Origin of the sequence: Cellulomonas sp. P24 (assembly GCF_024704385.1) — a bacterium.
In the GTDB taxonomy this organism is placed as follows: Bacteria; Actinomycetota; Actinomycetes; order Actinomycetales; family Cellulomonadaceae; genus JAJDFX01.
Genome location: NZ_JAJDFX010000002.1, coordinates 2,764,511 through 2,782,206, shown reverse-complemented (window position 1 = coordinate 2,782,206; position 17,696 = coordinate 2,764,511). Strand labels below are relative to the sequence as shown.

The 17,696-nt window shown below is 73.3% G+C and carries 15 protein-coding genes; 8 read left to right on the top strand and 7 right to left on the bottom strand.

Annotated elements, in window-relative coordinates:
• Nucleotides 1–35: 35 nt before the first annotated feature.
• Nucleotides 36–536 (top strand): inorganic diphosphatase, encoded by a 501-nt coding sequence (locus LJB74_RS12950; protein ID WP_259308929.1) that lies wholly within the window; start codon nt 36–38, stop codon nt 534–536.
• 70 nt (nt 537–606) lie between these two features.
• On the opposite strand, the gene LJB74_RS12945 is transcribed toward LJB74_RS12950, so the two are convergent.
• Nucleotides 607–2,010, bottom strand: coding sequence for an NlpC/P60 family protein (locus LJB74_RS12945; RefSeq protein ID WP_259308928.1), 1,404 nt, complete (start codon nt 2,008–2,010; stop codon nt 607–609).
• 582 nt (nt 2,011–2,592) lie between these two features.
• Here LJB74_RS12945 and LJB74_RS12940 point away from each other — a divergent pair.
• The 5 genes from LJB74_RS12940 (at nt 2,593) to LJB74_RS12920 (ending at nt 8,108) form a co-directional block, all read left to right on the top strand.
• Nucleotides 2,593–3,909 (top strand): bifunctional o-acetylhomoserine/o-acetylserine sulfhydrylase, encoded by a 1,317-nt coding sequence (locus LJB74_RS12940; protein WP_259308927.1) that lies wholly within the window; start codon nt 2,593–2,595, stop codon nt 3,907–3,909.
• A gap of 111 nt (nt 3,910–4,020) precedes the next feature.
• On the top strand, nt 4,021–5,271 hold the full coding sequence (locus tag LJB74_RS12935) for a homoserine O-acetyltransferase (RefSeq protein WP_396125167.1): 1,251 nt from the start codon (nt 4,021–4,023) through the stop codon (nt 5,269–5,271).
• 50 nt (nt 5,272–5,321) lie between these two features.
• Nucleotides 5,322–6,023 (top strand): maleylpyruvate isomerase N-terminal domain-containing protein, encoded by a 702-nt coding sequence (locus LJB74_RS12930; RefSeq protein WP_259308925.1) that lies wholly within the window; start codon nt 5,322–5,324, stop codon nt 6,021–6,023.
• Nucleotides 6,024–6,094: 71 nt separating this feature from the next.
• Complete coding sequence (locus LJB74_RS12925) at nt 6,095–7,054, top strand: zinc-binding dehydrogenase (protein ID WP_259308924.1); 960 nt, start codon at nt 6,095–6,097, stop codon at nt 7,052–7,054.
• Nucleotides 7,055–7,139: 85 nt separating this feature from the next.
• Nucleotides 7,140–8,108 (top strand): alpha/beta hydrolase, encoded by a 969-nt coding sequence (locus LJB74_RS12920; protein WP_259308923.1) that lies wholly within the window; start codon nt 7,140–7,142, stop codon nt 8,106–8,108.
• A gap of 4 nt (nt 8,109–8,112) precedes the next feature.
• Here LJB74_RS12920 and LJB74_RS12915 read toward each other — a convergent pair whose 3' ends face one another.
• The 5 genes from LJB74_RS12915 to LJB74_RS12895 form a co-directional block, all read right to left on the bottom strand.
• Nucleotides 8,113–9,411, bottom strand: a complete 1,299-nt coding sequence (locus LJB74_RS12915; RefSeq protein WP_259308922.1) for a hypothetical protein — start codon at nt 9,409–9,411, stop codon at nt 8,113–8,115.
• Nucleotides 9,412–9,647: 236 nt separating this feature from the next.
• Nucleotides 9,648–9,944: a thiamine-binding protein gene (locus LJB74_RS12910; protein WP_259308921.1), complete on the bottom strand. Its 297-nt coding sequence runs from the start codon at nt 9,942–9,944 to the stop codon at nt 9,648–9,650.
• 33 nt (nt 9,945–9,977) lie between these two features.
• Complete coding sequence (locus tag LJB74_RS12905; RefSeq protein ID WP_396125166.1) at nt 9,978–12,932, bottom strand: FAD-binding and (Fe-S)-binding domain-containing protein; 2,955 nt, start codon at nt 12,930–12,932, stop codon at nt 9,978–9,980.
• Nucleotides 12,933–13,030: 98 nt separating this feature from the next.
• The gene (locus tag LJB74_RS12900) at nt 13,031–13,468 is read right to left on the bottom strand and encodes an OsmC family peroxiredoxin (protein WP_259308920.1); all 438 of its coding nucleotides are present in this window, start codon (nt 13,466–13,468) and stop codon (nt 13,031–13,033) included.
• A gap of 137 nt (nt 13,469–13,605) precedes the next feature.
• The gene (locus LJB74_RS12895; RefSeq protein WP_259308919.1) at nt 13,606–14,802 is read right to left on the bottom strand and encodes an AAA family ATPase; all 1,197 of its coding nucleotides are present in this window, start codon (nt 14,800–14,802) and stop codon (nt 13,606–13,608) included.
• 90 nt (nt 14,803–14,892) lie between these two features.
• Here LJB74_RS12895 and LJB74_RS12890 point away from each other — a divergent pair, with 90 nt between their 5' ends.
• Together LJB74_RS12890 and LJB74_RS12885 are read left to right on the top strand one after the other, a co-directional pair.
• Nucleotides 14,893–15,387 carry a ribonuclease H gene (locus tag LJB74_RS12890; protein ID WP_259308918.1) on the top strand — a complete coding sequence of 165 codons (495 nt, stop codon included), beginning with the start codon at nt 14,893–14,895 and terminating at the stop codon, nt 15,385–15,387.
• A 166-nt stretch (nt 15,388–15,553) separates the two neighbouring features.
• Complete coding sequence (locus tag LJB74_RS12885) at nt 15,554–16,609, top strand: zinc-dependent alcohol dehydrogenase family protein (protein ID WP_259308917.1); 1,056 nt, start codon at nt 15,554–15,556, stop codon at nt 16,607–16,609.
• A 51-nt stretch (nt 16,610–16,660) separates the two neighbouring features.
• Here the strand turns inward: LJB74_RS12885 and LJB74_RS12880 are convergent, their stop codons facing one another.
• Entirely contained in the window at nt 16,661–17,695 is a 1,035-nt protein-coding gene (locus LJB74_RS12880) for a LacI family DNA-binding transcriptional regulator (RefSeq protein ID WP_259308916.1), read from the bottom strand.
• Nucleotide 17,696: the final 1 nt, after the last annotated feature.

The window sequence follows — 17,696 nt, the reverse complement described above, 5'->3', positions numbered from 1 at the left end:
CCCGGCGGGGCCTGACGTGCCTGCGAAGGAGAGCTGTGGAGTTCGACGTCACGATCGAGATCCCGAAGGGCCAGCGCAACAAGTACGAGGTGGACCACGCCACCGGGCGGATCCGCCTGGATCGGATGCTCTTCACCTCGACGCGCTACCCGGACGACTACGGCTTCATCGAGGGCACCCTGGGTGAGGACGGCGACCCGCTCGACGCTCTCGTGCTGCTCGAGGAGCCCACGTTCCCCGGCTGCCTGATCCGCTGCCGCGCCCTCGGCATGTTCCGCATGCGCGACGAGGCGGGCGGCGACGACAAGGTGCTGTGCGTCCCGACCGGTGACCAGCGCGCGGCGTGGCGCCAGGACATCGACGACGTCTCCGACTTCCACCGCTTGGAGATCCAGCACTTCTTCGAGGTCTACAAGGACCTCGAGCCCGGCAAGTCGGTCGAGGGCGCGCACTGGACCGGCAAGGCCGAGGCGGAGGCCGAGATCGACCGGTCACGCCAGCGCGCGATCGACGCGGGCTACACGACCGGTCACTGAGACCACGACGACGCCGGTACGGAGGGCTCCCTCCGTGCCGGCGTCGTCGTCCGTGCGGGCTCGCTCCGGCTCAGGGACGACCGGCGAACGGCATCGTGCCTGACCACCGCATGCTCGTGATGCGCACGTCGAGGCCGGTCCGTGGCGCTTCGAGGATCTGGCCGTTGCCGAGCCACAGGGCGACGTGCGTGACCGAGTCGGGGTTGTTCGCATCCCAGCCCCAGAAGATGAGATCGCCGACGCGCAGGGAGTCGTAGCTGATCTTCTTGACCTGCCGGTACTGATCCATCGTCGTCCGGTTGAGCGAGACGCCCGCGTTCTGCCAGGCACGCATCACGAGCCCTGAGCAGTCGTAGGCGCCCGGCCCGGTCGCGCCCCAGCCGTACGGCAGCCCGAGCTGGGTCTTGGCCCAGGCCACCGCTGCCTCCCCGGCAGCGGCGCTGCCACGGCTCACGCCGGTGCCGAGCCCGTACGGGTCGGACGACACCGGCGTCGTCACCGGCGTCGTCACGGGCGGCGGCGTCACGGTGGTGGGCGGCGGCGTCACGGTGGTGGTCGGCGGCTGCGTGGTCGTCGGCGGCTGCGTGGTCGTCGGCGGCGGGGTCGCCGTGGGCGGCGTCGTCGCGACCGGGGCCGTGGACACCGGCGTGGCGGTCGGCGGCGCGAGGCGAGCGGCCTTGGCCGCGGCCTCCGCGCGGGCGGCTCGTTCCGCGTCGAGCTGGTCCTGCCGTGCCTTCTCGATCGCGACGCTCGTCTGCTGCACCACGGCGAGCTGGGCGATGAGCGTGTCGCGCTGGGTCGCGGCCGCAGCGACGGCGGCCTCGGCGTCGGACTGCGCCTGCTGCGCCGCCGCGAGCGCCTGCTTGGCCGCGGTCGCGGTCGCGTCCTTGGTCGCCAGGGCCGCGGCGGCACGCTGCTTGAGCGTGTCCGCCACGATCTTGGCGGCCTGGAAGCTCTGTGCGGCGTCGTCCGCCTTGGTGCCGAGACGCTGGAGCGCGGTGGTCCGCGCGACGACCTCCTGGAACCCACCGGCGACGAGGACCGCCTCGGCCATGTCGAAGGACCCGCCGTTGCGGGCCGACTGCAGGGCTATCCCGACGAGGAGCTTCCGGGCCTTGTCCATCGCGGCGTTGGCCTCGGCGAGCCGGGCCGTGGTCTCGGCCGCCGTGGCGGCCGCTGCGTCACGGTCGACGAGCGCCTGCGTGTACGCCTCGCCGGCGATCTGGACCTTCTGCCACGCCGTGTCGCTCACCGCCGAGACCTCGGCGAGTCGGAGCTCGATCTGCGCGATCTCGGCGGCCTTGGCGGTGACGGCCTGCTGGGCGGCCTGGACGTCCTGCGCGGAGGGGTTGGTCGGGTCCGCGACGGCGGTGGACACCGGCGCCAGTCCGACGGCGACCCCGATGGCAAGCGCGAGCGCGGCGTTCAGTGCGCGCGATCGGCCGCGTCCGGTCGTGCGTGTCTCGCGTGCCACGTGTTCCTCACCGATGTCGACCCGTGCTGTGCCGGCGGACCGCGGCGACGTCGCACCGTGGTGCGCCGTCGCCCGTCGTCCGGCCGGGTGGCCGTCCGTCGGGCCGCGACGTCGAGGTGACCAGGACGATCACCTCACCGCGTGGTGAACGCTAGCCCTCTGGATCACGGAAGTGAACACCAGTCACACCAGTCACACGAGTCACATCGCTGTGAATCCGGGCATTCCAGGATCATCGGGACGCGAGAGCGCCCCGGCGGACATCCCGACGGCCCCGGTGGAGCGTCGGGACAGAGGCGTGCCGCCATCTGGACACCCATCCCACATCATGAGACACCTGTTCCGCAGGGGCCACGACACCTCGTACTGTCACCTCATGTCCCGCCGAATGTGTCGCTGACCGCGCACCTTCGGCTGTGCCCTCGTACCGGTGATCTGGCGTCGTTCGACCGCTCTTACCGCCCCGCCAGGTTCCACCAGTCTCGGCACGACGACCACGTGCGCCACCCACCCACCCCGCATCGGGGCGGATGGACCGCCACGTCGGCCACCGTCCCCGCGACCTGAACCGAGAGGCACCCCATGAACAACGCCTGGTCCTTCGAGACCCGACAGATCCATGCCGGTCAGACGCCCGACCCGACCACGGGCGCCCGCGCGCTGCCCATCTACCAGACCACGTCCTTCGTGTTCCCGGACGCCGGCGTCGCCGCCGACAGGTTCGCGCTCAAGGACCTCGGCCCGATCTACACCCGCATCGGCAACCCCACGCAGGAGGTCGTCGAGAACCGCATCGCGAGCCTCGAGGGCGGCGTCGGGGCCCTGCTGCTGTCCTCGGGCCAGGCGGCGACGACCTTCGCGATCCTCAACATCGCCGAGGCCGGCGACCACGTCGTCGCGAGCCCGAGCCTCTACGGCGGCACCTACAACCTGCTCCAGTACTCGCTCGCCAAGCTGGGGGTCACGACGACCTTCGTGACCGACCCGCACGACCCGCAGGCCTGGCGCGACGCCGTGCAGCCGAACACCAAGCTGTTCTTCGGCGAGACGATCCCCAACCCGCAGGCCGACATCCTCGACATCGAGACCGTCGCCGGCATCGCGCACGAGGTCGGCGTCCCCCTGATCGTCGACAACACCGTCGCGACGCCCTACCTGATCCGCCCGATCGAGTTCGGTGCCGACATCGTCCTGCACTCGGCGACCAAGTACCTCGGCGGTCACGGGTCGGCGATCGGCGGGGTGATCGTGGACTCCGGCAACTTCGACTTCGCGCAGGACCCGGCACGCTTCCCGAACTACAACACGCCCGACCCGAGCTACAACGGCCTCGTCTACGCCCGCGACCTCGGCGTCAACGGCATCCTCGGCGCCAACCTCGCGTTCATCCTCAAGGCGCGCGTCCAGCTGCTGCGCGACCTCGGCTCCGCGATCTCCCCGTTCAACGCGTTCCTCATCGCGCAGGGCATCGAGACGCTGTCGCTCCGGGTCGAGCGTCACGTCGAGAACGCCGAGAAGGTCGCCGCGTGGCTCGAGGCCCGCGACGACGTCACCACCGTCCACTACGCCGGGCTCGAGTCGAGCCCCTGGCACGCGAACGCCCTGAAGTACGCGCCGCGCGGCGCCGGGGCCATCGTCGCGTTCGAGGTGGTCGGCGGCGCCGAGGCCGGCCAGGCCTTCGTCTCGGCCCTCGAGCTGCACTCGAACGTCGCCAACATCGGCGACGTCCGCTCGCTCGTGATCCACCCCGCCTCGACGACGCACGCCCAGCTCACCCCCGAGGACCAGCTCAAGTCCGGCATCACCCCCGGTCTCGTCCGCCTCAGCGTCGGCATCGAGAACATCACGGACATCCTGGCCGACCTCGAGGCCGGCTTCCGCGCCGCCAAGGGCGCCTGAACCCGCATGACTCCGCGACCCGCAGGACCCGGTCCGGTGCCGGGGGAACCGACCGCCACGGTGGCCGGCTCCCCCGGCGCGGCCGGCCCTGCCGCTGCAGATGGGGACACCATGTCACCGCACCCGCACGACCGGAGCACGGGCAACGACCTCCCCCCGCGCCGGCGGCACGCACGACGTGTCCTGAGCTCGCCCCCGCCTGCCAGCGCCGCCTGGCACGAAGGAGACCCCGTGGCCGGTCGGCAGTTCGCGGACCTCGGTCCCCTCGAGCTCGAGGCCGGCGGTCGGCTGCCGCAGGTCCGGGTCGCCTACGAGACCTGGGGCACGCTCAACGCGGCCGGCGACAACGCGGTGCTCGTCCTGCACGCCCTGACCGGCGACGCGCACGTCACCGGCGACGCAGGCCCCGGGCAGCCCACCCCCGGCTGGTGGTCGTCACTCGTCGGTCCCGGGGCACCGATCGACACCGACCGGTGGTTCGTCGTCGCACCGAACGTGCTCGGCGGTTGTCAGGGCACGACCGGTCCGTCCTCGATCGCTCCCGACGGCCAGCCGTGGGGCAGCCGGTTCCCGCACGTGACGGTGCGCGACCAGGTCGCCGCCGAGCTCGCCCTCACCGACCGCCTCGGCGTGTCCAGCTGGGCACTCGTGATCGGGGCGTCGATGGGCGGGCTGCGCGTGCTCGAGTGGGCCGTCTCGGCGCCCGAGCGGGTCCGGGCGATCGCCCCGATCGCGACCGCCGCCCAGATCTCCGGCGACCAGATCGCGTCGTTCCACACCCAGCTCGCGGCGATCACCGCCGACCCGAACTTCAACGGCGGCGACTACTACGACGCCCCGGACGGGCTCGGTCCGCACCTCGGTCTCGGCCTCGCCCGCCAGATCGCCCACGCCACGTACCGCAGCGCCCGCGAGCTCGACGAGCGGTTCGGCCGCATCCCGCAGGGCGCCGAGGACCCGATGACCGGAGGACGGTTCGCGGTCCAGTCGTACCTCGACCACCACGGCGACAAGCTCGCGCGGCGGTTCGACGCCAACACGTACCTGGTGCTCACGCGGTCGATGCTCACGCACGACCTCGGCCGCGACCGCGGTGGGGTCGAGGCCGCGCTCGAGACGATCACCGCACGCACGCTCGTCGTCGCTGTCGACTCGGACCGCCTGTTCCCGCCGGCCCAGTCGGAACGGATCGCCCGGGGCATCCCGGGTGCCGGCCCGGTGCGCATGGTCCACTCGGACTTCGGCCACGACGGCTTCCTCATCGAGGAGGACCAGGTCGGCCCGCTCGTCGCCGACTTCCTGGCCCTCGACACCACCGGTGGCACCGGAACCGGAACCGGCACGGGGTCGATCGGGTCCTGACCCGCGCCTCAGATCCGATCAGCGCCGGACCCGTTTGCCATGATGGGGCGATGCCGACGGACCTGAGCACCGCGACCGACGCCCTGCACCGCCAGTGGGACCTGCTGCGCGGATGGATCGAGGATCTCGACCCCGACGTCGGTGACCGCGACTCGGTGCTGGGCGGCTGGAACGTCGCCGAGCTCGTCGCGCACCTCGGCCGCGCCATGGAGACGCTCGCCGTCGTCGAGGTCGCACCGGCGGGCACCGTCCCGCTCACCCTCGCGGAGTACCTCGGCACGTACGCGGGCCGCGCGGCGGAGATCAGCGAGGTCACCCAGCAGCTCGCCGTCGAGATCTCCCACGACCCGCTCGGCGAGGTCGACAGACGTGCCGAGAAGGCCTTCCGCCGGCTCGACGAGCTCGGCGTGGACCAGGTCGTGCAGGCCCGCCGCGGCCCCGTCCGGCTCGTCGACATGGTCGTCTCACGGGTGATCGAGCTCGTGGTGCACGCCGACGACCTCGCCCGCTCCCTCCCGCACGTCGTCGCCCAGCCGGTCGACCGGGGCGCCCTCGACCTCGTCGCCCAGACCCTGCTCGACATCGTCGTCGCGCGAGGCGGGTGGGACCTCGAGGTGGCCGACCCGCGCCTGTGGCTGCGTCTGGCCGCCGGACGGACCCCGTACGACGTCGACGTGCTCTCCCGCGCCCTGCGCCCCGCCTACACGTCCGACGGGGTCCCCGACCTCGGGCGCGTGCTCCCGGTCCTGTAGGACGCACCCGACCGGGCGACGATCGACGCGAGCCGGCTCACCCCGGAGCGACTGCGGCATAGGTTGGTCCCATGCTCGCCGCGTACGCCGCCCGGTTCGACCCCGAGGACCCGCTGACCGGGCTCGAGGTCGGGGACCTCCCGTCACCCGAGCCGCGCGACGGGTGGTCGACGATCGACGTCCGGGCCGCATCGCTGAACCACCACGACCTCTGGTCGCTGCGCGGCGTCGGGCTGCGCGCGGACCAGCTCCCGATGATCCTCGGCACCGACGCCGCCGGGGTCACCGCCGACGGGCGCGAGGTCGTCGTCCACGCGGTCATCGGGGCGACGGGCCACGGCGTCGGCCCGACGGAAGGCCGGACGATCCTCTCGGAGCGGTACCCGGGGACGCTCGCCGAGCAGGTCGCCGTCCCCACCTGGAACCTCGTCGACAAGCCGCCCGCCCTCACGTTCGCCGAGGCGGCCTGCGTGCCGACCGCGTGGTTGACGGCCTACCGGATGCTGTTCACGAGCGCGCACGTGGCCCCCGGCGACAGCGTCCTGGTCCAGGGCGTCGGCGGCGGGGTCGCCTCGGCAGCCATCGCCCTCGCCGCGGCCACCGGTCTCGAGGTGTTCGCGACGAGCCGGGACGCCGCCAAGCGCGGCCGCGCGCTCGCCCTCGGCGCGACGGCCGCCGTCGAGCCGGGCGCCCGCCTCCCGCACCGCGTCGACGCCGTGATCGAGACGGTCGGCGCGGCCACGTGGTCCCACTCGGTGCGGTCGCTGCGGCCCGGCGGCACGATCGTGGTCGCAGGGGCCACGACCGGCGACGCGAACCCGGCCGAGCTCCAGCGGATCTTCTTCCTCGAGCTCTCCGTGGTCGGTGCGACGATGGGCACCCGGTCCGACCTCGAGGGCGTCCTCTCCCTCATGGCCCGCACCGGGCTGCGACCCCTGATCGACACCGAGCTGCCCCTCGCCGACGCCGCGCGGGGGATGGCTCGGCTGGCCTCCGGCGGTCAGCTCGGCAAGGTCGTGCTCCGCCCCTGACCGGAGGTCAGGCCGGGCCCCCGCACGACGACAGCACCGTCCCGACGCCAGCACCGTCCCGACGCCAGAGACGAAGGAGCCCGCGATGAGCCCCGAGTGGGTCGAGGACGTGCTCGGACCCGACTACCGCGCGCTGACCCTCCCGCTCGAGCCGGACGACGAGGGCGACGTCGTCGCCACGCTCGTGCGTCACGCCCCGCCCGCACCCGAGCCGCAGCGTGCGACGCTCGTCGTCCTCTACGTGCACGGATGGTCCGACTACTTCTTCCAGACCGGCACCGCCGAGTACTGGCACAGCCGCGGCGTCGCCTTCTACGCGCTGGACCTGCGCAAGTACGGGCGGAGCCTGCGTCCGCACCAGACACCGGGCTACGTCGAGGACCTGCGGACCTACGACGAGGAGCTCGAGGCCGCCCTCGACGTGATCCGCACCGAGCACGGTGCCCGGTCGCGCGTGATGCTCATGGGGCACTCCACGGGCGGCCTGATCCTGTCGCTCTGGGCGGACCGGCACCCGGGCGAGGCCTCCGGGCTGATCCTCAACAGCCCGTGGCTCGAGCTGCAGGGCTCGGCCGTCGCCCGCCACGTCAGCGCCCCGGCGGTCCGCCAGCTCGCGCGGTACCAGCCACGCTCCCCGATGCCGAACATCGATCCCGGGTACAACGCCCGGACGGTGCGGGCCGACGAGGGCGGCGAGTGGGAGTACGACCGGACGTGGCGACCGACGCCGTCGTTCCCGGTGCGCGCGGGCTGGCTCCGCGCGATCCTCGACGGTCACGCCCAGGTCGCCCGCGGCCTGCGCGTGACCTCACCTGTGCTGGTGCTCGCCTCGGCGCGGACCATCATCAGCCCGCGGTGGCACGAAGACATGCGCCAGGCCGACGTCGTCCTGGACGTCGAGCTCATCGTGCGGCGGGCGGTGCAGCTCGGGCCGGTCGTGACCGTCGTCCGGATCGCCGGCGGGCTCCACGACCTCTCGCTCTCGCACGCATCGGCGCGCACCCAGTACTTCCTCGAGATCAGCAGGTGGACCGCCGCGTACGGCTGGGCGTGAGGCCTCAGCCAGCGGCGGCAGCAGCCTCGGCGAGCGTGGGACCGTGCTCACCGACGCGCCACGTGCGCCAGCCGTCGACGTCGCGCTCGACGCCGATCGCGGCGCGCGCCGCAGCATCGGGGTCGAGGTAGATCTTCCCGTCCGCGAGCTGCAGCGTCCCGTCGGAGCGCAGGTGAGCCTCGAACCGCTCGCCGCGGCGCTCCCGGACCCAGACGAGCGTCGCACCACCGAGCTCGCGCGCGATCGCGCTCAGCGGAGAGCCCGGGACGTCCGCCCGGGGAGGCCGCTCACGTGCGGCACCCCGGTCGTCGCCCGCCCGCTCACGGTGCGCACCGGTCGAGGCCATCCGCTCGGCTGTCGGCACGCGCTCGGCCACAGGTACGCGCTCGGCTGTCGGCACGCGCTCGGCCGCCGGCACCCGGACCGGCGCTCCGCCCGGCATCGGCTGCGGCAGGACGAACGGTGCACCCGGCGGCTCGGCCACCGGCGGCCCACCGGTGGACGCGGCGTCGGGGACCAGGGGGTGCTGGCCCGTGACGATGAGGTGCTGACCTGTCGGGACCCCGGCCCCCTGGTAGTCGCCGAGGTAGGGACCGGTCGAGACGATGTCCGGACGCGGGCGCGGGAGCCGACGCTCGCGGGCACCCGCACGTGCCGGGTCGTACGCGATCGCGTCGGTGAACGCGTCGCCGGGGCCTACCCACCGCGAGGCGGGCTCGGTCGGGCGTCGCACCAGCGCGGGTGCGCCGAGCGGCGACACCTCGAGCAGGCGACGACCGTCGTGACCGCGCACCACACCGACGACGAGGACCTCGACCTGCCGACCTGACTGACGGAGGAACTCGACCGCGTCGTGCACGCTCTCCGCGACCTCGGCGCAGAACACGACGACCCGCGCCCCGGAGGACCGGCTCGGCGCGTTCCGCACCGCGATCGGCAGCGACTCCCGGAACGCGACGAGGTCGTCCGCGAACGCGTGGGCGCCCCCCGTGTACGCCCGCGCGAGGTCGTCCGTGCTGAGCCGCGACGTCGCACCCGCGTGCTGGAGGGCCCGCACGAGGCTCTCGCCGTCGAGCACCCGAACGACCTCGGCGACGACCGGCTGACCGTGCGCGTCGAGAGCGAGCACCTGCGGCTCACCGGGCGCCCCGTGACTGCGGACGACCGGGAACACGTGCTCGTTGAGCAGGGCGCTCAGGTGGTCGCTGACGAGCGCCTGGGTCTCCGCCTCGAACGCGCCGGCGGCCGGTTGCATCGGCTGGACGAGGACAGGGCGTCCAGCGTCGAGCTCGAAGATGGGCATCGTCTCTCCTGTGTCGTCACAGTCGTCACAGTCGTCACAGGTTGTCGCAGGTTGTCGCAGCCGACGACGCCCCGCGACCTGCGTGCGGCGATCGGCGGTGACCCACCGCCCCGCTGCGTCTCGGGACACTGTGCCACGGACCGCTGAGGATTCCCAGGGACCGTGCCGGTGGTGCCACGAACGAGCGCGGGCCACCTGGGTGACCCCCTGCACCCGGTGCACGGGCGCGCTTGGCGTCACCCCTCGGCGAGGCGCGCCTCGAGCCGCTCGACCTTGCCCGTGAGCTCACCGACGTGCCCCGGCCGGATGTCGGCCTTCAGGACCAGGCTCACGCGGGTGCCGTGGCGTCCGACGGCCTCGGTCGCCCGCCTGACGACGTCCATGCACTCGTCCCACGACCCCTCGATCGTGGTGAACATCGCATCGGTGTGGTTCGGCAGGCCGGACTCACGGACGACCCGGACGGCGTCGGCCACGGCCGCGGTCACGGAGTCGCCGATGCCCGAGGGCGCGACGGAGAAGGCGATCAGCATGGTCCCGATCCTGCCAGGTCGCGGCGCGGCACGTCAGGCGTGCCCGCCGCGCGGCAGCCGGGACGCGAGGAGCTCGGCGAGGTGCACCCCGTGCACGCCGGCGAGCTGCTCGGCCTGGGTGCGGCACGAGAACCCGTCGGCCAGGTACACGTCTCCAGGCGCCGCCTCCCGCAGGGCCGGCAGCAGCGCGTGCTCCGCGACCGCGACCGAGACCTCGTAGTGCCCCTTCTCCATGCCGAAGTTCCCCGCGAGCCCGCAGCACCCCGCCAGCGTCGAGAACTCGGCCCCCGCCTGTCGCAGCAGAGCCTGGTCGGGGGTGAAGCCCATGACCGCGTGCTGGTGGCAGTGCGGCTGAACGACCGCGGTCACGCCGGTCAGGTCCGGGGGCGTCCAGTCCACGGGCCCGACCGGGGCGGGGGACGTCAGGAGCTCCGCCAGGGTGCGGGTGGCTCCGGCGACGGCGACGGCGCGCGGGTCCTCGGGGAACAGGTCGAGCAGGTCCGAGCGCAGCACCGCGGTGCACGACGGCTCGAGACCGACGATCGGGATCCCGTTCACCGCGAACGGACCGAGCACCTCGAGCAGGTCGGAGAGCCGGTGCCGAGCGCCGTCGAGCTGCCCGGTCGTGATCCAGGTCAGGCCGCAGCAGGCCTGCTCGTCCGGGACGAGGACCTCGTACCCGGCGTCCCGGAGCACCGCGACCGCCGCCCGCGGGACCGACGGTGCGAGCGAGTCGCTGAACGAGTCGGTCCACAGCAGGACCCGGGGGCGGGTGCCGGCGCCCGCACCCGAGGTGGCCGGTGCTGCCCCGGCGCGAGCCGAGGCCGCACCCTCACGCGCCCACCAGGTGCGGAACGGCGTCTCGGCGAACGTGACCATCTTCCGGCGGGTGTCCATGCCGCCCGCCGCGAGCACGAGCCGGGCGAGCGGCCGGACCCGGAGCGCCGCGTTGGCCACCCGCGCGAGGCCCGGGACGCTCGTGACCAGGCGGATCCACCGCGGCAACCAGCCGAGCACGTAGTGGCCGACGGGCCGCAGCCGCCCGCCGTACCGCCGGTGGAGCACCTCGGACTTGTACTGCGCCATGTCGACGCCGGCCGGGCAGTCGCTCGAGCACGCCTTGCAGCCGAGGCACAGGTCGAGGGCCTCCGCCACCTCCGGCGAGGACCAGCCGCGCGTGACCAGCGTGCCGTTGGCCATCTCCTGGAGCACGCGCGCACGGCCCCGGGTGGAGTCCTTCTCGTCGTGCGTGGCCAGGTAGGACGGGCACATGAAGCCGCCTGCGGCCGACGTGTCCGCGCGACACTTGCCGACGCCGACGCACCGGTGCACCGCGGTCGTGAGGTCACCGGCGTCGTGCGGGAACGCGAAGCCGGTCGGCACGGCCGGGAGCGGACGCGCGTGCGGGCGGCGCAGGTCCGCGTCGAGCGGACGCGGACGGACCAGCACCCCGGGGTTGAGCAGGTCCCGCGGGTCGAGGAGGTCCTTGAACGCCTCGAACGCGGCGATCGCCGTCGGGGAGTACATCACGGGGAGGAGCTCGCTCCGGGCGCGTCCGTCCCCGTGCTCGCCGGAGAGCGACCCGCCGTGCGCGGCCACCAGGTGCGCGGCGTCGGTCATGAAGGCACGCAGCGGGTCGCCGGAGCGCTCGAGCGGGATGTCGAGCCTCAGGTGCACGCACCCGTCCCCGAAGTGGCCGTAGGCCAGACCGTCGACCCGGTGCTGCGCCATCAGGGCCTCGAGCTCACGCAGGTACGCGCCGAGCCGCTCCGGTGGCACCGCCGAGTCCTCGAAGCCGGGCCACGCCTGCTCGCGCGACGGCGTGCGGCCGCCGAGGCCGGCGCCGTCCTCACGGATGCGCCACATCGCGGCGGCCTCCGGGCCGGGAGGGAAGATGCCGACGGCCGTCGTACCCGCATCCGCCGCGAGCGCATGCGCCCGGGTCATCGCCTCGTCGAGGTCCGCACCGCCGACCTCGACCATCATCCAGCCGGCGCCGGGGGGCAGGTCTGGCACCGCTCCGGCGCCCTTGACGCGCCGCACGACGTCGATCAGACGGGCGTCCATGCCCTCGATCGCGAGCGGGTGGTGCGCGAGCAGCGCCGGCACCGCGTCGGCGGCGGTCGCCATGTCGGGGTAGCCCAGCACCACGAGCACCGGTGCGGCGGACACCGGGACGAGCGTCACGGTGGCGCCGAGCAGCGTCGTCACCGTGCCCTCGGTCCCGACCAGGGCCTTGGCGAGATCGGCGCCGTTCTCCGGCAGCAGGTGCTCCAGGGAATAGCCGGAGACCTGGCGTCCGAACCTCCCGAGCTCGGTGCGGATCATGTCGAGGTTCGCGCGCACCAGGGCGTCGAGCCCGGGCACGGGGTCCAGGCCGCGTCCGGCGACGAAGCGCCGCCCGGTGCCGTCGACGACGTCGAGCTCCACGACGTTGTCGGCGGTGCGCCCGTACGCCACGGCGCGTGGGCCGCACGCGTTGTTGCCGATCATCCCGCCGAGCGTCGCGCGCGCCTGCGTCGACGGGTCCGGGCCGAACCGCAGCCCGAGCGGGGCGGCCTGCCGCTGCAGGTCCGCCAGGATCACCCCCGGCTCGACCCGGGCCGTGCGCGCGTCCGCGTCGATGGCGAGCACCCGGTTGACGTGCCGCGAGAAGTCGATCACGACACCCGGGCCGACGGCGTTGCCCGCGACGGACGTGCCGCCTCCGCGCGCGGTCACCGGGGCGCCCGCCTCACGGGCCGCGTCGAGCGCGGCCACCGCGTCGTCGACGTCGAGGGGGAACACGACGACCTCGGGCACGACCCGGTAGTTCGACGCGTCGGTCGAGTACTCCGCGCGCCGCCGCGTCGACGCGTCGACGGAACCGCGGACGCGCGCGCTGAGCGCCGCGAGCAGGTCGGCGGCAGCGGCGCGTCCGGCGGACCCGTCAGGTTCGGCAGGCTCGGCGGGTTCGGCCCAGTCGGAGGTCGTGGTCACGGTCGGCACGGGGGCAGTGTCCCACCTCCGTGCAGCCCCGCCGCGGGGACCACCGCCCTACGGACGCGCCCGGGCCGGCGGCCGAACCTGCCGTCGGTCCTGACCTGTCAGTCGAGTGCCGCGTCCAGGGTGATCGGCACCCCGGTCAGGGCCTTGCTGATCGGGCACGTCTCCTTCGCCGCCTCGGCGGCAGCGGCGAACCCGGCGGCGTCGAGGCCGGCGACCTCACCCCGCACGGTCAGCAGGATCCCGGTCAGGTGGAAGCCCCCGGCCGGGTCCGGCGCGAGCGTCACGTCGGCACTGACCTGCAGGGCGATCGGCGTGCCGCCCGCCTCGGCGACAAGTGCGGAGAGCTGCATCGCGTAGCACGAGGTGTGCGCGGCGGCGATCAGCTCCTCGGGGCTCGTGGTGCCGCCCGCGTCCTCCGCAGCCCGCTTGGGGAACGAGACGTCGAACGTCCCCACGCCCGAGCTGGAGAGCTCGACCTGGCCGCTCCCGTCGTTGAGTCCGCCGTTCCAGGCCGTGCGTGCGGTACGAGTGGGCATGGTGCTCCTTCGATCGTGCGGTGACAGGGCATGGTCAGCCGGGAGAGGCGTCGGTGTCGCGGCGGCCGCGGCACCGGGTCATGTCGCCCGGGCAGGTCCACGGTAGGACGACCGTACCCATCCTGCGCGACGTCAGCTCACTCGCGGTCCCCGTGGGGGTCCTCCGCGCGGGCGAGGTGCTCCTGCACGACCGCGGCCGGCGCACCCGCCTCGAACAGGACCAGCGACGCCCTGCGGTGCAGGTCGCGACGCACCGCCAGGGTCAGTCCCGCGTAGAGGGCGTCGCGGACCAGGTCGTGCCGGAAGGTGAGCCGCCCGCCGCGCGCCTGCACGAGGCCGGCGGCCGAGCAGTGCCGCAGGACCCGCCACGTCTCCTCCTCGGGCATCTCCGCGACAGCGGCGAGGTCGGCCTCCATGAACGAGCTGCCGAGCACCGCCGCGACCGAGAGAAGGGCCAGCGCCTCGTTCCCGACGTGAGCGACCCGTGCGGACAGCTGCTGGTTGAGGTCACGCAGGACGACGTTGCCGGCCAGCTCGACGACACCGTCGGCGCCGTCCACGAGGGCGTCGGACTCCTGCACCGCGGTGACCAGGTCCACGATGAACTGCGGGTTGCCGCCCGCGGCGGACAGCCGCGCACGGAGCACCGGCCCGGCCCGGTGCCCGAGGAGCCGCTCGCCGAGCTCGATCGCCGCCTGCGGGGTCAGCGCGGGCACCTCCAGAGGTGCGGCACCCGCCCGCGTCCACGCCGCGACGGCCGTGACCAGCTCGGGGCGCCGCGGCACGGTGCGCGTCGTCGCGACGAGCATCGTCGACGGGACCGCGCCACCTGCCGCCAGACGCTCGAGCACACGCAGCGACGCGTCGTCGACCAGGTGGAGGTCCTCGAGCAGCACCACCGACGGCCCGCCTGCCGCGCGCTCGATCAGCAGGTCGGCGAAGAGCTCCTCGATCTGCGTGCGCTCGTCCGTCTGGTCCGGGCTCGACCACAAGGCCCAGTCCTCGCGGTACTTGCCGATCAGGCCCGCGAGCTCACGTTCGACGTCCGTCGCAGGAGGGCCGAGCGACAGCAGCGTCCGGACCAGGAGCGTGAACGGCTGGACCGGTCCCCGGTCGGTCGCCGTCCCGGCGGCGAAGACGCGCAGTCCGCGTCTGGCCGCGATCGCGGCGACCTCGTTCGCCAGGGCCGACTTGCCGATCCCGGCCTCGCCCTCGATGAGCACGACGCTCCCGGCGCCCCCGACCACGGCGGCGAGCCGCGCCTCGAGCTCCTCGAGCTCGACCGAGCGACCGATCAGACCCGAGCGGTCGACCCCACCGCTCTCAGCGTCCATGTGCTGATCGTAGAGCGCACGGGCCACCGGACGCCGCGCCGCGTGGTCTCCTCACCAGCGTGCACGCGTCGATGTGGGAGGCTGACCGCCGTGATCACGGTCAGCACGGACGGTTCCTGCCTGCGCAACCCCGGTGGTCCCAGCGGGTGGGCCTGGGTGAACCACCAGGGCCCCACGGGCTCCGGAGGGATCCCCTCCGGGACCAACCAGGTCGCCGAGCTCACCGCGGTCCTCCGCGCGATCGAGGCGCACCCGGGTGACGAGCCGCTCGTGATCGAGTCCGACTCCCAGTACGCGATCAAGTGCGCCTCCGAGTGGGTGGTCGGCTGGAAACGCAAGGGGTGGCGCACCGCGAGCGGCTCGCCCGTGCAGAACCTCGCCCTCGTGCAGGGCATCGAGCGAGCCATCACGACGCGAAGCGGGCCGGTCCGGTTCGTCTGGGTCCGCGGCCACGTGGGCAACTACTACAACGAGCAGGCCGATCTCCTCGCCGGGGCGGCGGCGCACGCTGTGTCGCATGCGACCGCGGAGCCCGCGATGGCCGTGGGAGACCGCTTCGCGCCGGTGTCCGACACCCTGTTCTGAGGGCGTGCCTGGCCGTTCTGAGGGCGTGCCTGGCCGTTCTGAGGGTGTGCCCGTCCGTCGGCGAACCCCCAGGGGTCTCCCCTGTTGCGCCCCGGTCCGCACGGCGTAGACCTGGGAGTGCGGGCGAACACCGCCGTTCGCCCGGCTGAGAGATCCGGGAGGACCCATGAAGGCGCTCGTCTACCACGGTCCGGGAAACAAGAGCTGGGACGAGGTACCGGACCCGGTCCTGATCCATCCGACCGATGCGATCGTCCAGGTCGACACCACCACGATCTGCGGGACCGACCTGCACATCCTCAAGGGCGACGTCCCTGCCGTCACCCCCGGCAGGATCCTCGGGCACGAGGCCGTCGGCACGGTGCTCGAGGTCGGCGAGTCGGTCACCCAGGTGTCCGTCGGCGACCGGGTGATCGTGTCCTGCATCAGTGCGTGCGGCACGTGCACCTACTGCCGTAGCGGGAACCCGTCGCACTGCCTCTCCGACGAGGGCGCGTCCGGGATCGGGTGGATCCTGGGCCATCTGATCGACGGCACGCAGGCCGAGAAGGTCCGCATCCCGTTCGCGGACACCTCGCTCTACGCCCTGCCCGACGGCGTCCCCGACGACGCGGCGATCCTCCTCTCGGACATCCTCCCGACGGGCTTCGAGATCGGCGTCCAGTACGGGCGGGTCAAGCCCGGTGACACGGTGGCCGTCGTCGGCGCCGGCCCGGTGGGGCTCGCGGTCATCGCCACCGCCGGTCTCTACGGCGCCGCCCGGATCATCTCGATCGACCTGGACCCGAGCCGCCTCGAGCTGGCGCGGCAGGTCGGCGCCACGCACGTGGTCAACTCGGGTGAGGCGGACTGGGCGGAGCAGGTGCGCGCCCTGACCGACGGGTACGGGGTGGACGTCGCCATCGAGGCCGTCGGGGTCCCGGCCACGTTCGACATGTGCACACGGCTGGTCCGGCCGGGTGGCTCGATCGCGAACGTCGGGGTGCACGGCCGGTCGGTCGAGCTCGAGCTGGACCGGCTGTGGATCCAGAACATCACGATCAGCATGGGCCTGGTGAACACGACGACGCTCGGCATGCTGCTGAAGCTCGTCGCCCAGGGCAAGCTGCCGGTCGCCACGTTCGTCACGCACCGCTTCGGGCTCGCCGACATGATGTCGGCGTACGAGACGTTCGGGAACGCCGCGCAGACCAAGGCCCTGAAGGTCCTGATCAGCCGGTGATCGGTCAGGTGTCCCCGCTCCGCCGGTCGCGGGGCGGGGACACCCGCACGCTCAGGCCGACTCGCGCACCACGAGGGTCGTCGGCAGCGTGATGGCCGCAGGCTCCTGACCGTCGATCACCTCGAGCAGGAGCCGCACCATCTCCTCGCTGATCCGTTCGAGCGGCTGCCGGATCGTCGTGAGCGGTGGCACGAGGGTCGCGGCGAGGCCCGAGTCGTCGAAACCGCCGACGGCGACGTCCTCGGGAACCCGTCGACCGGCCTCGCGCAGCACCGTCAGCGCCCCGGCCGCCATGAGGTCCGAGGCGACGAAGACCCCGTCGAGGTCGGGGGCACGCTCGAGCAGCTCGCGCATCGCGCGCTCACCCCCCGCGCGTGTGTAGTCGCCGTGCGCCACGAGGCGTTCGTCGAACGCGTCGCCGAGCTCCGCCGTGAAGCCGGCGAGCCTCATCGTGCCGCCCGGGGTGTCCAGGGGGCCGGTGACGGTCGCGATCCGGCGACAGCCCCGGTCGACGAGGTGCCTGGTCATGGTGCGCGCGCCGGCCGCGTCGTCCGCGGTCACGTAACCCACCTGCTGCTCGAAGCCGAGCGGGACGCCGCACGCGATCAGCGGGATCTCGCGGCGCAGCAGCGAGGCCACGATGGGGTTCCCGGCGTGCGACGAGATCAGCAGCACCCCGTCGACGTGCCCTGCACTGACGTACGCGGTGATCCGGCGCCGCTCCTCGGGGGTGCTCGCCACCATCAGCAGGAGCGGCAGCTCGCGTCGCGCGAGCGCCTCGGCCGCGCCTCGCAGCAGGATCGAGAAGTTCGGGTCCTCGAAGAGCAGGTGCTGGGGCTCGGTGAGCAGGAAGGCGATCGAGTTGGACCGCCCGGTCGCGAGGCTGCGCGCATGCTGGTTGGCCGCGTAGCCGGTGGTCCTGATCGCCTCGTTGACCGCGGCCAGGGCCTCGGGCGACACCCAGTGGCCTCCGTTGATGACGCGCGAGACCGTCCCGCGCGAGACGCCGGCCACCGCCGCCACGTCGCGGATCGTCGGTCGCCTCTTGGCTGCGGGTCTGTCCACAGTTCGTGACTCTAGGGCCATG